General features: G+C 73.0%; 9 protein-coding genes. 3 read left to right on the top strand and 6 right to left on the bottom strand.

All coding sequences use genetic code 11. The annotated features are described in order from the left end of the window. Positions 1-163: 163 nt before the first annotated feature. The 5 genes from WA762_RS07585 to WA762_RS07565 form a co-directional block, all read right to left on the bottom strand. Positions 164-919, bottom strand: coding sequence for a DUF4232 domain-containing protein (locus WA762_RS07585; protein ID WP_335933991.1), 756 nt, complete (start codon positions 917-919; stop codon positions 164-166). Between the two features lie 158 nt (positions 920-1,077). Next, positions 1,078-3,987 (bottom strand): AfsR/SARP family transcriptional regulator, encoded by a 2,910-nt coding sequence (locus WA762_RS07580; RefSeq protein ID WP_335933989.1) that lies wholly within the window; start codon positions 3,985-3,987, stop codon positions 1,078-1,080. A gap of 333 nt (positions 3,988-4,320) precedes the next feature. Continuing rightward, entirely contained in the window at positions 4,321-5,619 is a 1,299-nt protein-coding gene (locus tag WA762_RS07575) for a M18 family aminopeptidase (RefSeq protein ID WP_335933987.1), read from the bottom strand. Positions 5,620-5,697: 78 nt separating this feature from the next. Then, positions 5,698-6,321 (bottom strand): Uma2 family endonuclease, encoded by a 624-nt coding sequence (locus WA762_RS07570; RefSeq protein ID WP_335933985.1) that lies wholly within the window; start codon positions 6,319-6,321, stop codon positions 5,698-5,700. Positions 6,322-6,512: 191 nt separating this feature from the next. Further along, positions 6,513-8,339 carry an acyl-CoA dehydrogenase gene (locus WA762_RS07565; RefSeq protein WP_335933983.1) on the bottom strand — a complete coding sequence of 609 codons (1,827 nt, stop codon included), beginning with the start codon at positions 8,337-8,339 and terminating at the stop codon, positions 6,513-6,515. A gap of 175 nt (positions 8,340-8,514) precedes the next feature. Between WA762_RS07565 and WA762_RS07560 the strand changes: the two genes are divergently transcribed. The 3 genes from WA762_RS07560 (at position 8,515) to WA762_RS07550 (ending at position 11,421) form a co-directional block, all read left to right on the top strand. Next, entirely contained in the window at positions 8,515-8,955 is a 441-nt protein-coding gene (locus tag WA762_RS07560; RefSeq protein ID WP_335933982.1) for an SseB family protein, read from the top strand. Positions 8,956-9,161: 206 nt separating this feature from the next. Next, positions 9,162-10,118, top strand: a complete 957-nt coding sequence (locus WA762_RS07555; RefSeq protein ID WP_335933981.1) for a pirin family protein — start codon at positions 9,162-9,164, stop codon at positions 10,116-10,118. A gap of 64 nt (positions 10,119-10,182) precedes the next feature. Next, positions 10,183-11,421, top strand: a complete 1,239-nt coding sequence (locus WA762_RS07550) for an AI-2E family transporter (protein WP_335933980.1) — start codon at positions 10,183-10,185, stop codon at positions 11,419-11,421. Here WA762_RS07550 and WA762_RS07545 read toward each other — a convergent pair. Further along, on the bottom strand, positions 11,418-13,604 hold the full coding sequence (locus WA762_RS07545) for a SpoIIE family protein phosphatase (RefSeq protein ID WP_335933979.1): 2,187 nt from the start codon (positions 13,602-13,604) through the stop codon (positions 11,418-11,420). The genes WA762_RS07550 and WA762_RS07545 overlap by 4 nt on opposite strands. Positions 13,605-13,613 lie beyond the last annotated feature (9 nt).

Below are 13,613 nucleotides of genomic sequence, written 5' to 3'. Positions count from 1 at the left end.
ACGCGGAGCCCTCGACGGGGAGCACCGGACGCGGACCCTCGGACGGGGCCTTGGACGCGGAGGGTCTCCGCGTCCCGCGGGGCTCGTCGTACGGCCTGGCTCCTGGCTCGGCGGGGCGGGAGGCGCCCGCCCGGCGGGGTAAAGAGGTGCCCGCCCGGCGGGGTCAGGAGGTGCCCGCCTGCTTCATGGAGCTCACCGCTTCGGCGACCGTGCCGCGGTACAGGCCCAGCTTCGGGTCGCGCACCTTGACATCGGGGCCGAGGTCGAAGTTCTGCGTCTCCGCGTTGGGCATGTGGTCGCCGTCGGCGAGCACGTTCATCTCGTTGATCCAGGTCAGGCCGTTCCCGCCGCTCGGGTTGAGGTCGATGACCGCGATGGCGGCCGTCTTGGGCTTGACCGGGTACGCGGGCGCGCCGCCCAGGCCGCCGGGAACGGCCGGCCTGATGTCGGCGCTGTGGTCCGAGGCATTCGCGGCGCCCAGGCTGACCTGCGGGAAGTAGCTCAGGCCGCAGGAGTTCGCGCCGGTGTTGTTGACCTCGATCACCTGCTGGGTGGCGGAGCCCTCGCGGGGGTACACGCGCACCGACAGGTCCCCGCTCTTGCACGGGTGCTTGTAGGCGTAGCTGTCGCTGGTGTCGCCGCCCGCCTTGGCGCCGCCGGTGGACGCGCCGCCCTTGGAGGTGCTCGTCTTCGTGGCTCCGGCGTTCTGCGCGGCCCCGCCGGTCTTGCCGGTGCTGGTGGTCGTCGTGTCGGTGGCGGCCTGGGTGGCGTCCGTCGAGGCGGCCGCCACGGCGTCGTTCGCCGGGCCGGCGGACTTCGTGCCGGTGTCGTCGCTGCCGCCGCAGGCGGTCAGGGCCAGGGCGAGCACGGCGGTGGAGGCGGCGGCGAGGACGGCGGAGCGGCTGCGGAAGGTACTCATGGATGATCCCCCGAGTGTGCGGGGAGGCGGACGCCCGGACCTGTGGCGACGCCCCCGGTTCTGCTGACGTCCATGAGTCTGGGGGCGGCCGCTCATGTCTCGCTGTCGTCCCACTGACGTGCCGCTGGCGTCCGCGTCCCCGGGTGCTGTCGTCGTTCTCAGGTGGTGTCGTCGGCGAGCCGCCTGACCGCCTGTTCGTAGCGGGCGCGGTACTCCGGGCGGGCCGTGACCCGCAGCAGCGCTTCGAGGGCCCGGACCGCGCCGTCGTCGTACCCGGCCTCCTCCGCCTCCCCGGCGGCCCGGTCGAGCAGCCGGATTCCGTCGTCCTCGTCGCCCAGCGCCAGCCGGGCCTCGCCGCTGACGGTCAGCAGCAGCACCCGGCGGGCCGCCTCCTCGTGCTCCGGGCCGAGGTCGAGCGCCGCGCGGGCCGACGCGAGGGCGTCCCGCGGCCGGTTCGCGGCGAGCTGCATCCGGGCGAGGTGCTGGAGGGCGAGCATCTCCGTGTGCGGGTCGGCCTCCTCGCGGGCCAGTCCGACGGCGTCGGCGCAGCCCTCCAGGGCCACGTCGAGCGCGCCCTGCTCGGCCTGGACCACCGCCAGGTTGATCAGCGCCGTCGCCTCGCCGAGCCGGTCGCCGGCCTCCCGGGCGAGCCCGGGCGACCGCTCCAGCAGGGCGACCGCCTCGGTGGTCCGGCCCTCCTCGGTCAGCACCCAGCCCAGCAGATTGAGCACCCGCGACTCGGCGTACGGGTCCTTCCCGGCGCGGGCCGAGTCCAGGGCCAGTTCCAGCAGCGGCGACCAGTTGTCCCGCACCCGCCACACCACCTGCGGCCACTGGAGCAGGATGATGCGCCAGGCCCGGTCGTGGAGCCCGGCCGCCCGGGCCGCGACGGTGGCCAGGGCCAGGTCCTCGCGTTCGGCGGCCAGCCAGCGCATGGCCGCCGCCCGGTCGGTGAAGTCGCGGACGGCCGCCGGGGCGCGGAAGCCGTCCGGCAGCACGAAGCAGGGTTCGCCGCCGGGTTCGGCGGTGTCGGCGGCGGCCAGCGCGGTGGCGATGTAGTGGTCGAGGACGCCGCGCAGCGCCTCCTCCCCGGACGCGGGGTCCAGCCCGCGGGCGTAGAGGCGTATCAGATCGTGCAGCACCCAGCGGCCGGGGGCCGTCTCGGTCACGAGGTGGGCGGTGGCGAGCCGCTCCAGCGCCGCCCCGGCGGCGACCGGGTCCGTGCCGGCGAGCGCGGCCGCCGTGTACGGGTCGAAGTGGCTGCCCGGGTGGTGGCCGAGCCGGGTGAACTGATGGACGGCGTCCGGCGGCAGCTGCTGCACGGTCAGCCGCAGCGCGGCCGGCACCCCGGTGTCGTCCACGTCGAGGTATCGCAACCGGCTGCGCTCGTCGGCCAGTTCGTCGGCCAGCCCGGCCAGCGTCCACCGCGGCCGGCCGGCCAGCCGGGCCGCGGTCACCCGCAGCGCGAGCGGGAGGCCGCCGCAGAGTTCGGCGAGCCGACGGGCGGCCACCGGTTCGGCGTGGACGCGTTCCTCGCCGAGCACCCCGGCCAGCAGGGCGGTGCCGTCCCGTGGTTCGAGGACGTCGACGGGCACGGGCCGGGCCGCGTCCGAGGCGATGAGGCCCTCCAGCCGGTTCCGGCTGGTGACCAGCGTGACGCAGTCGGCGCCGCCCGGCAGCAGCGGCCTGACGGCGGCGGAGTCGCGGGCGTTGTCGAGGACGACGAGCAGTCGGCGCCGGTCGGTCAGCGACCGGAACAGCGCGGCGGCGGCGGGCACCGACTCCGGGACGCGGCGCGGGGCCACGCCCAGCGCCAGCAGGAACTCGCGCAGCACCTCCATGGGCGCGGGCTCCCCCGTGTCGCTGAACCCGCGCAGATCGGCGAAGAGCCGTCCGTCCGGGAAGGCGGCGGCGTTGCGGTGCGCCCAGTGGAGGGCCAGCGCGGTCTTGCCCACCCCGGCCGGTCCGGTGACCAGGCAGACCGGCGCCTCGCCCGCCGCGGCCCGGCCGAGCGCGGCGAGCTCATCGGCCCGCCCCTGGAAGCCGCGGGGCGCGCGAGGCAGCAGATCGGCGGGGTGCGGCGCGTCGGCCGAGGGGGCGGCGACGGACACGAGCGGGGCCGCGGAGGCGACGGGGGCGGCGAGCGGGGCGGCGGTGGCGGGGAGGGGCCTGCCCTCCGTACCGGTGCCGGAACCAGCCCCGGCCCCCGCCCCGGTCCTCCCGGCCGCGCGGGCACCGCCCGTCGGCGGTTCCGATCCGTTCCGGGAGCCGTCGCCGGGAGCCGGCGCGGCGGCGCCGCCGGGCGCGTCGCCCGCGGGCTGCGGGGCGGGGCCGCCGCGCAGGATCAGCGCGTAGGCGTCGGCGAGTTCGTGCCCGGGGTCGATGCCCAGCTCCTCGGCGAGCAGCCGCCTGGTGCGGTGGAACCAGTCCAGCGCCTCCGACTGGCGGCCCGCCCGGTAGAGCGCGGTCATCAGCGCGGCGGCCAGCGACTCCCGCATCGGATGCGCGACCGCCTCCGCGCGCAGCACCGCCGCGGCGCGGTGGTGCTCGCCCAGTGCCGCGTAGGCGCGTGCCAGCTGCTCGACCGTCGCCAGCCGCGATTCCTCCAGCGAGTGCGCGGCGGCCTGGAGCGGCGGACTGGCGAACGCCCCGGTGAGCGCCGGCCCCTGCCACAGGGACAGGGCCTCCTTGAGCATCAGCACCGAGTCCGCCGGGTCGCGCTGCTCCCGTGCCAGCGTCAGGAGATCCTCGAACCGCTGCGCGTCCAACAGGGTCTCCGGCAGCCGCAGCAGATACGCGTCGCCGAGCGTGACCAGCTCCACCCCGTACGCCCCGGCGTCCGTCCCGATCAGGAGGGCGCGGAGCCGGGACACATGCCCCTGGATGACGCCGCGGGCGTGCGCCGGCGGTGTGTCGTCCCACAGCGAGTCCGTCAGCCGGGCGATGGAGACGGGGGTGTTGGCGGACAGCAGCAGCGCGGCGAGCAGACTGCGGCGCTTCGCGGGTCCGAGCGGCAGCGGTCCGGTGTGCGTCTCGACGGAGACGGTCCCGAGCAGCCGGAACTCCACGGGCGGCTCCCCTTCCGGGCAGGATGCGCCCCGGAGTGGGGGCATTGGCGATGTCCCAGAATATCGAGGGGTCCGGGGTGCCGGGAGCGGCGATTCCCGGCCGGCCGCGAGGCGGTCGGAGCCCATCGGCTGGACCGCCTCCGGACCGCTCCCCGGACCGCCTCCGGGTCGGCCCCGGACCGCTCCCCGGGCAGGCCCCGGACCGCTCCCCGGGCAGGCCCCGGACCGCTCCCCGGGCAGGCCCCGGACCGCTCCCCGGGCAGGCCCCGGACCGCTCCCCGGGCAGGCCCCGGACCGCCTCCGGGTGGCTCCCGGGCGACCGCCGGTCTTTGCTCAGCCCGCCAGGAACGCCGACAGCGCGTTGGCCAGCAGGTACGGGTCGTCCGCGCCGCACAGCTCGCGGGCGCTGTGCATCGACAGGATCGCGACGCCGATGTCCACGGTCTGGATGCCGTGCCGGGCGGCGGTGATCGGCCCGATGGTGGTGCCGCACGGCATCGAGTTGTTGGAGACGAACGTCTGCCACGGCACGTCCGCCTTCCGGCACGCCTCCGCGAACACGGCCCGGCCGCTGCCGTCGGTCGCGTACCGCATGTTGACGTTCACCTTGAGGATCGGGCCGCCGTTGACCACCGGGTGGTGGGTCGGGTCGTGGCGCTCGGCGTAGTTCGGGTGGACGGCGTGCCCGGTGTCGGAGGAGAGGCAGACCGTCCCGGCGAACGCCCGGGCGCGGTCCTCGTACGCGCCGCCGCGGGCGAACACCGAGCGCTCCAGGACCGTCCCCAGCAGCGGCCCCTCGGCGCCGGTGTCGGACTGGGAGCCGTTCTCCTCGTGGTCGAAGGCCGCCATCACCGGGATGTACGGGAGCTCGGCGTCCGGCTGCCCGGCGACGGCGGCGAGCGCGGCGGTCGCCGCGTGCACCGAGAGCAGGTTGTCCATCCGCGGGCCGGCCAGCAGCTCGCGGTCCCGGCCCAGGTAGGCGGGCGGCTCGACGGGGTGCACCATCAGGTCCCAGCCGGTGACGTCCTCGGCGTCGGCCCCGGCCTCCTCGGCGACGAACCGGATCAGCTCGCCCTCCTCGACGTCCCCGAGCCCCCAGACCGGCTGCATGTGCGTCTGCCGGTCGAGCTTCAGCCCGTCGGGGTTGACCGAGCGGTCCAGGTGCACGGCCAGCTGCGGCACGCGCAGCAGCGGCCGGTCGACGTTCACCAGCCGGTGGGTGCCGTCGCGCAGCGAGATCCGGCCGGCGAGCCCGAGGTCGCGGTCGAGCCAGGTGTTGAGGAGCGTCCCGCCGTAGATCTCCACGGCGACCTGGCGCCAGCCATGCGCCCCGGTGTCGGGCAGCGGCTTCACCCGCAGGTTCGGGGAGTCGGTGTGCGCCCCGACGATCCGGAACGGAGTGTGCGCCGCGGCGCCCTCCGGCACGTACCAGGCGACGATCGCGCCGCCGCGCAGCACGTACTTCCCCCCGGGGGCGCTGTCCCAGGCCGCGGTCTCCTCGACCTGCCGGAACCCGGCCTCCTCCAGCCGCGCGGCCGCGGTGGCCACCGCGTGGTACGGGGAGGGGGAGGCCATCAGGAAGGCCATCAGGTCGTCGGTGTGGCCGCGGTCGAAGCGGAGGGAGGAACTCATGTTCCTCACTTTAACGAGGCCGCACCGGAGGGCTTCCGCCGCGCCGGGCGGTCGGCGCGCGCCCTCCCGTCGTACGCTCTACAGCTCGTCGATGGCGGTCAGGTCGATGTCGATGTCGTACGGGGTGGAGAGCTTCAGCCGGTCGTGGTGGACGCCGGTGGAGACGTACCGCTTGCCGACGGGGTCCAGCTGATACGTCCAGACCACGGGCCGGTCGTCCTCGGCCATCTCGACGAGCCAGAAGTTCGGGATGCCCGCCCCCGCGTACTTGTGGGGCTTGGTGTCGCGGTCGCGGGCCTCGGAATCGGGCGAGACGACCTCGACGGCGAGCAGGACGTCGGCGGCCTGGTAACGGGTCTGACGCTGGTCCCCGTCCGCCTCGGCCGTCACCACGACGAGGTCGGGTTCCGGGACGTTGCGCTTGCCGAGTACGACGGCCATCTCGCGGCGAACACGCAGGTCCGTGGGAACGTGACCGCGCAGCCCCTGCTCCAGCAGATACATCGCCAGCGTGTGGAACTTCCGTTGCGGACTCACGAAGACCAGGCTCCCGTCGATCAGCTCTGTGTGCGGCGGGAGGCCGTGAAGCGTGAACAGGTCGTCCGCGGTGTAGCCGTCCTCGGGCGGGACCGGCCATGGGGAATCGTCGCGCCGCGATCGCGACGCGTCGGGCAGTGCCTCGGCGGTCATGGTTCCTCCCATGAACGGGATTCTCGGCCGTGCCCTCAGCGTACCCAGCCCATACGACGGCACCGCCACCCGAAAGCGCGTACGGGTGGCGGTGCCGGTTGACGGTCTCGGCAGGACTCCTCGGAACGTCCCCCTGGGAGAACGCCCGATGAGACGGCAACGCCCGATGAGACGGGAACGCCCGATGAGACGGGAACGCCCGACTAGAACGCGGCCTCGTCCAGCTCCATCAGCGAGTCGTCGACGGACTCCGCGACGGCCCGCTCGGTGGCGACGCCGGGCAGGACGTTCGCGGCGAAGAACTTCGCGGCGGCGATCTTGCCCTGGTAGAAGGCGACGTCCTTCGCGGACGCGGTCGGCAGCTTCTCGGCGGCGACGACCGCGCCCTTGAGCAGCAGGTAGCCGACGACGACATCGCCGGAGGCCATCAGCAGGCGGGTGGTGTTGAGGCCCACCTTGTAGATGTTCTTGACGTCCTCGCCGGTCGCGGTGAGGTCTGTGATCATCGTGCCGACGATCGCCTCCAGGTCCACGGCCGCCTTGGCGAGCGAGTTCAGCGCGCCGGACAGCTCCTCGACGCCCTGGGCGTCGGTGAGGAACTTCTTGATCTCCTCGGAGAGGGTGTTCAGCGAGGCGCCCTGGTCGCGGACGATCTTCCGGAAGAAGAAGTCCTGGCCCTGGATCGCCGTCGTGCCCTCGTACAGCGTGTCGATCTTGGAGTCACGGATGTACTGCTCGATCGGGTACTCCTGGAGGTACCCGGAGCCGCCGAACGTCTGGAGCGACTGCGCCAGCTGCTCGTACGACTTCTCGGAGCCGTAGCCCTTCACGATCGGGAGCAGCAGGTCGTTCAGGCCGTGCAGCGCCTTGGCGTCCTCGCCCGCGGCCTCCTTCTCCTGGATCGCGTCCTGGACGGAGGCGGTGTAGAGGACGAGGGAGCGCATGCCCTCCGCGTACGCCTTCTGGGTCATCAGCGAGCGGCGCACGTCGGGGTGGTGCGTGATGGTGACCTTGGGCGCGGTCTTGTCCGTGAATTGCGAGAGGTCGCTGCCCTGGACGCGCTCCTTGGCGTACTCCAGCGCGTTCAGGTAGCCCGTCGACAGGGTGGCGATGGCCTTCGTGCCGACCATCATGCGGGCGAACTCGATGATGCGGAACATCTGGCGGATGCCGTCGTGCTTGTCGCCGATCAGCCAGCCCTTGGCGGGGTGCCGGTCGCCGAACGTCATCTCGCAGGTGTTGGACGCCTTGAGGCCCATCTTGTGCTCGACGTTCGTCGCGTAGACGCCGTTGCGCTCGCCCAGCTCGCCGGTCTCCCAGTCGAAGTGGAACTTCGGGACGAGGAAGAGCGAGAGGCCCTTGGTGCCGGGGCCGGCGCCCTCGGGGCGGGCCAGCACGTAGTGGAGGATGTTCTCGGACATGTCGTGCTCGCCCGAGGTGATGAAGCGCTTCACGCCCTCGATGTGCCAGGAGCCGTCCTCCTGCTCGACGGCCTTGGTGCGGCCCGCGCCGACGTCCGAACCGGCGTCCGGCTCGGTCAGCACCATCGTCGAGCCCCACTGCTTCTCGACGGCGATCCGGGCGATCTCCTTCTGCGCCTCGTTGCCCTCCTCGAAGAGGACGCCGGCGAACGCCGGGCCCGAGGAGTACATCCAGACGGCCGGGTTCGAGCCCAGCAGCAGCTCCGCGTACGACCAGACCAGGGAGCGCGGCGCGGTGGTGCCGCCGATCTCCTCGGGCAGCCCCAGGCGCCAGTACTCGGAGTCCATGAACGCCTGGTACGACTTCTTGAAGGTGTCCGGGACCGGCGCGGTGTTGGTCTCCGGGTCGAAGACCGGCGGGTTGCGGTCGGCGTCCGCGAAGGATTCGGCCAGCTCGTTCTCCGCGAGTCGGGTGATCTCGTCGAGGATGCTCTTCGCCGTCTCGACGTCCATCTCGGCGAACGGGCCGGCGCCGTACGTCTTGTCGCGCCCGAGCACCTCGAAGAGGTTGAACTCGATGTCGCGGAGATTCGACTTGTAGTGCCCCATGGAAGGCTCCGTAATCACTAGCAGTGGCACGCTAACGCCCCCGGACGCGGGGGTGCGGGCCGGGCGGGCGACGAGCTGGCGGTGCGCATATCAGCGGACCTCTCCGATGATGCTACCCGTCAGTAATAAGACGCAACCCCTCAAGCGTGCGATGTGTCCGATTACTCTTTGCGGCATGTACGGCTACGAGCAGAATCCGGGCGCACAGCAGCAGATGGGCGGCGGCTACGGCGAGCAGCCGCTGTATCCCGAGCCCTCTCCGCCGTCCCTCCGGGACGCGGTGCGCGCCTTCACGACCGGTTCGCTCTCCGCCGAGGACTTCCAGCAGATCTTCGCGACGTCGAAGGTCTACTGCCCGCGCGGCGACAACCCGGGCTTCCTCGCGCTGCACAACACGCAGCAGCCGGTGATCCCGATGTTCACCACGCTGAAGGAGCTGCGGCGGTACGCGGGCAAGGAGTCCAAGTACTTCGTGATCACCGGCGCCGAGGTGATCGACCTGCTGCCGACCGGCTACGGCTTCGTCCTCGACATGGAGGGCGACCACCGCATGGTCTTCGACGCCAAGGCGGTGGAGCAGATGGTCGACTACGCGATGCGCCGCATGTACGGCTGAGGTCGGAGTGCACGGCTGAGGTCGGATGCGCGCTTCCGCGCTTCCGCGAGGAGCCCGTGCCGCGTTCGGACGCCCCCGGTGATCAACCGGTGGCGGTCGGGCGGGGCACGGGCTCCTCGCCGTTTGCGGGCCCGGGAATGCGGGGCGCCTTGCGAGATGTTCACCGTTCAACTAAATTGGAGGCAGACAAACCGGAGGTGGCTTCCATGCCCGCAGTGACCGTCGAAAACCCGCTGACCCTGCCCAAGGTCGCCGCGTCCGGTGACGCCGTGGCCCGTCCCGTGCTCGCCGTCACGACGGCGCCGAGCGGGTACGAGGGCGAAGGCTTCCCGGTTCGCCGCGCGTTCGCCGGGATCAACTACAAGTACCTCGACCCGTTCATCATGATGGACCAGATGGGCGAGGTGGAGTACGCGGCCGGGGAGCCGAAGGGCACCCCCTGGCACCCGCACCGGGGCTTCGAGACCGTCACGTACCTGATCGACGGCAGCTTCGTGCACCAGGACTCCAACGGCGGCGGCGGCACCATCCAGAGCGGCGACACCCAGTGGATGACCGCCGGTTCCGGCCTCCTGCACATCGAGGCGCCGCCGGAGTCCCTCGTGATGTCGGGCGGCCTCTTCCACGGCCTCCAGCTGTGGGTGAACCTGCCGAAGTCGCACAAGATGATGGACCCGCGCTACCAGGACATCCGCGGCGGCCAGGTCCAGCTCCTCGCCTCCCCGGACGGCGGCGCGCTGCTCCGCGTCATCGCCGGCGAGCTCGACGGGCACCAGGGCCCCGGCATCACCCACACCCCGATCACCATGATCCACGCCACCGTCCGCCCCGGCGCCGAGGTGACCCTCCCGTGGCGCGAGGACTTCAACGGACTCGCGTATGTGCTGGCGGGGCGCGGCAGCGCCGGCGCGGAGCGTCGCCCCGTCCACATGGGGCAGACCGCGGTCTTCGGCTCCGGCTCCTCGCTGACCGTCCGCGCGGACGAGAAGCAGGACGGCAACGCCCCGGACCTGGAGGTCGTGCTGCTCGGCGGCCGTCCGATCCGTGAGCCGATGGCGCACTACGGGCCGTTCGTGATGAACAGCCAGGCCGAACTGCGGCAGGCCTTCGAGGACTTCCAGGCCGGCCGGCTCGGCACGGTGCCCGCCGTCCACGGCATGTGACGTCCCGTCACCCGTATGGTCGCGCACGCGCGACACGGACGCCGCGCCGTGATCGGGTGGGAGGGTGCAGTCCCCAAAGCCCCTCCTGCCCGACGGCGCGCGGCGCACCGCCGCCTGGTGCGGCGTCCTGCTCCTTGTCGCCGGGGTCGCGGCGATCGCCGTCTGGCTGTGCGTCGCCTTCAAGACGGCGGTCACGCCCGTGCTGCTGGCCCTGCTCGGCACGGCCCTGCTCGGCCCGGTCCACCGGTGGCTCTCGACGCGCGGGGTCAACCGCTCGCTGGCCGCCGGACTCACCTGTGCCCTGCTCGTCGCGGTGGTCGGCGGCGCCGGGTACATCGTCGTCACCGCGCTCGTCGACAGCGGCGAGCAGATCGTCCGCTCGCTCAAGCGCGCCGGGCAGTGGGCCGTCGACCACCTCGGGATCAGCGAGACCACCAATGTGGACCATCTCGCCGCCAACGCCCAGAAGATCGTCGAGAAGTTCGGCGCGAGCGCCGCGGGCGGGCTCCTCTCCGGGATCAGCCTGATCGGCTCGCTGATCGCCACCGGCATCCTCGCCCTGCTGCTGACCTTCTTCTTCCTCCGCGACTCCGACCGGGCCGCGGGCCTCGCCCACTCGGCCGCCCCGCGCGGTACGGGGGAACTGGTCGAGGCCATGGGCCGACGGGCCTTCGAGGCCGTCGAGGGCTTCATGCGCGGCACCACGTTCATCGCGCTGATCGACGCGATCTGCATCACCGCCGGCCTGCTGATCCTGCGCGTCCCCGGCGCGGTGGGGCTGGGCGCGCTGGTCTTCGTCGGCGCGTACATCCCCTATCTGGGCGCGTTCATCTCCGGCACGGTCGCGATCCTGGTGGCGGTCGCCGACCGGGGGTTCGTGATCGGGCTGTGGGCGCTGGGGGTGGTGCTCGCCGTGCAGGTGCTGGAGGGGCACGTGCTGCAACCGGTGATCCAGAGCCGTACGGTCCAGATGCACCCGGCCACGATCATGATCGCGCTCACCGCGGGCGCCGGCGTGGCGGGCCTGCTGGGCATGCTGCTCGCGGTGCCGCTGTGCGCGGCGGCCTTCGGCGTCATCGGCGAACTGCGAAGGGGGCGTCCGGGGGAGCCGGGGGGTGCGGGGACTTCGGGGACACCGGGGACGCCAGGGGGCGCGGGGTCGGGTGGGGGCGGTGGGTCTGCTGGGGCTGGTGGGGCCAACGGGCCTGGTGGGTCCGGCGGCGCAGGCGGGGCTGCCAGGCCTGGTGGGTCCGGTGAGTCCGGCAGGTCCGGTGGGTTCAGCGGGTCCGGTGGGTCTGGTTAGGCCTGGTCGGATGGCTGGGGCTGGTGGGCCGTCCGGGGGCCGAGGTCCCGCGGGCGATCCGGACCGGTCGCCGTATCCGCGTCCGTATCGGCGCCCGAGCCCGGCCCCGATTCGTACAGCTCGAACCAGATCGCCTTTCCCACGCCCTGCGGGTCCACCCCCCACGCGTCCGCGAGCATCTCCATCAGCACCAGCCCCCGACCGCTGGAGGCCAGCTCGCCGGGGCGCCGCCGGTGCGGGAGTTCGTCGCTGCCGTCGGCGACCTCGACCCGGAGCAGGCGTCTGCCGGGCTCTCCCGTCGCCCGGACGACCAGCAGCGCGTCCCCGTCGGTGTGGACGAGGACGTTGGTCGCCATCTCGGAGGTCATCAGCACCGCCGCGTCGACCTGTTCCGGGTCCGCCCAGTCGTACAGCAGGTCCCGCAGCTGCTGCCGGGCCACCGAGATCTGCTCCGGTTCGGCCTGTGCGATCTGCAGGGTGGCCCGCCGCACCGCGGGCTCGCGCGGGATTCCCCCGTCGCGCCGGAGCAGCAGTACGGCGATGTCGTCCTCCCGGCGGTCCGCCAGCGGACCCGTCGTGTAGTGCGACGTCGGCCCGTGCACGGCCTGCACCAGGGCGTCGGCGAGCTTCTCCAGGTCGGCCGTCTGGTGTTCCAGCACCGGCCGCAGCCGCAGCCAGCCGGTCGCCATGTCGTGGCCGCCGGTCTCGATCAGCCCGTCCGTGCAGAGCATGATCGTCTCGCCGGCCTCCAGGGTGAGCCGGGTCGTCGGGTAGTCGGCGTCCGACTCGACGCCGAGCGGCAGCCCGCCCTCGGTCTGGCGGATCATCGCGCTCCCGTCGGCCGCCACCACCACGGGGTCGGGATGGCCGGCCCGGGCGATGTCGAGGGTTCCGCTCTCCGGGTCGGCCTCCGCGTACAGGCAGGTCGCGAAGCGCGGACCGGTCTCCTCGCCGTCCTCGTAGGCGTCGGTGAGCCCGGAGAGGAACCGGGACGCGCGGGCGAGCACCGCGTCCGGCCGGTGGCCCTCGGCGGCGTACGCGCGCAGGGCGATCCGCAGCTGCCCCATCAGCCCCGCGGCGCGCACGTCGTGGCCCTGGACGTCACCGATGACCAGGGCGATACGGCCGTTGGGCAGCGGGATCATGTCGTACCAGTCGCCGCCGACCTGGAGCCCGCCGCCGGTCGGCACATAGCGGGCGGCGACCGTCATCCCCGGGATCTCCGGCCCCAGGGACGGCATCATCGAACGCTGGAGGCCCAGCGACAGCTCCCGCTCGGTCTCCGCCACCCCGGCACGGGCCAGCGCCTGGGCGAGCATCCGCGCCACCGTCGTCAGCACCGACCGTTCCTCCGGGGAGAACGCCACCGGGTGGCGGAACGCCGCCAGCCAGGCGCCCATCGTCCGCCCCGCCACCGTCAGCGGCAGAAAGGCCCACGACCGGCGTCCGAAGACGTCGGCGAGCGGCCAGGTGTCCGGGAAGCGGCGGCGGTACTCCTCGGGGGACGGCAGATAGATCGCCCGCCCCGTCCGTATGACCTCGGCGGCCGGATAGTCCGCCTCCAGCGGCATGCCGATGAAGGGGCGCTCGTCGCCCGGCTTGTGCCCGTGGTGCCCGGTGATCGTCAGCCGGTCGCCCGCGATGCCGAAGACCGCCAGTCCGTCCGGCGAGAACCCCGGCATGGACAGGGAGGCGGCGACCCGCAACACCTCCTCGGTGGACCGGGCCTCGGCCAGCGCGCGGCCCGCGTCCAGCAGGAACGCCTCCCGGGAACGGCGCCAGTCCCCGGTGATGGGCGTATGGGCCCCGGCGGCGCCGGGCTGCGGCTCGACGACCTCCTGGAGGGTGCCGACCAGGACAAAAGAGGTGCCGTCCGGATTCTCGGACGGCAGTGGCTTGGAACGGCTGCGCACCGTGCGCAGCACCCGGCCCTGTGGATCCATGATCCGCAACCGGGCCTCGGCGAGGGTGCCCTCGGCCAGGGCGAGGTTCACCACCCCGTAGATCTCGTTCCAGTCGACCGGGTGGAAGTGGGAGCGCACCGCCGACTCGCGGAGGACGCCGGGCACGGCGGGCAGCCCGAGCAGCCGGGCCGCCTCCGCGTCGAGCGTCACGGTCCGGGCTGTGTCGTCCCAGCGCCACAGACCGGTCGCGGTCGCGGCCAGGACATCCTCGGTGCGCATTGTCCCACT

Origin of the sequence: Streptomyces tyrfis (genome assembly GCF_037034285.1) — a bacterium.
Classification (GTDB): Bacteria; Actinomycetota; Actinomycetes; order Streptomycetales; family Streptomycetaceae; genus Streptomyces.
Note: the sequence above shows the minus strand (reverse complement) of the source record. Positions and strands in the feature narration are given on the sequence as shown.

Bases quoted from the DNA above. Each gene is read 5' to 3' on its own strand.
- WA762_RS07585 (WP_335933991.1), bottom strand. From the start codon at position 919: ATGAGTACCTTCCGCAGCCGCTCCGCCGTCCTCGCCGCCGCCTCCACC.
- WA762_RS07575 (WP_335933987.1), bottom strand. From the start codon at position 5,619: ATGAGTTCCTCCCTCCGCTTCGACCGCGGCCACACCGACGACCTGATG.
- WA762_RS07570 (WP_335933985.1), bottom strand. From the start codon at position 6,321: ATGGGAGGAACCATGACCGCCGAGGCACTGCCCGACGCGTCGCGATCG.
- WA762_RS07565 (WP_335933983.1), bottom strand. From the start codon at position 8,339: ATGGGGCACTACAAGTCGAATCTCCGCGACATCGAGTTCAACCTCTTC.
- WA762_RS07560 (WP_335933982.1), top strand. From the start codon at position 8,515: ATGTACGGCTACGAGCAGAATCCGGGCGCACAGCAGCAGATGGGCGGC.
- WA762_RS07555 (WP_335933981.1), top strand. From the start codon at position 9,162: ATGCCCGCAGTGACCGTCGAAAACCCGCTGACCCTGCCCAAGGTCGCC.
- WA762_RS07545 (WP_335933979.1), bottom strand. From the start codon at position 13,604: ATGCGCACCGAGGATGTCCTGGCCGCGACCGCGACCGGTCTGTGGCGC.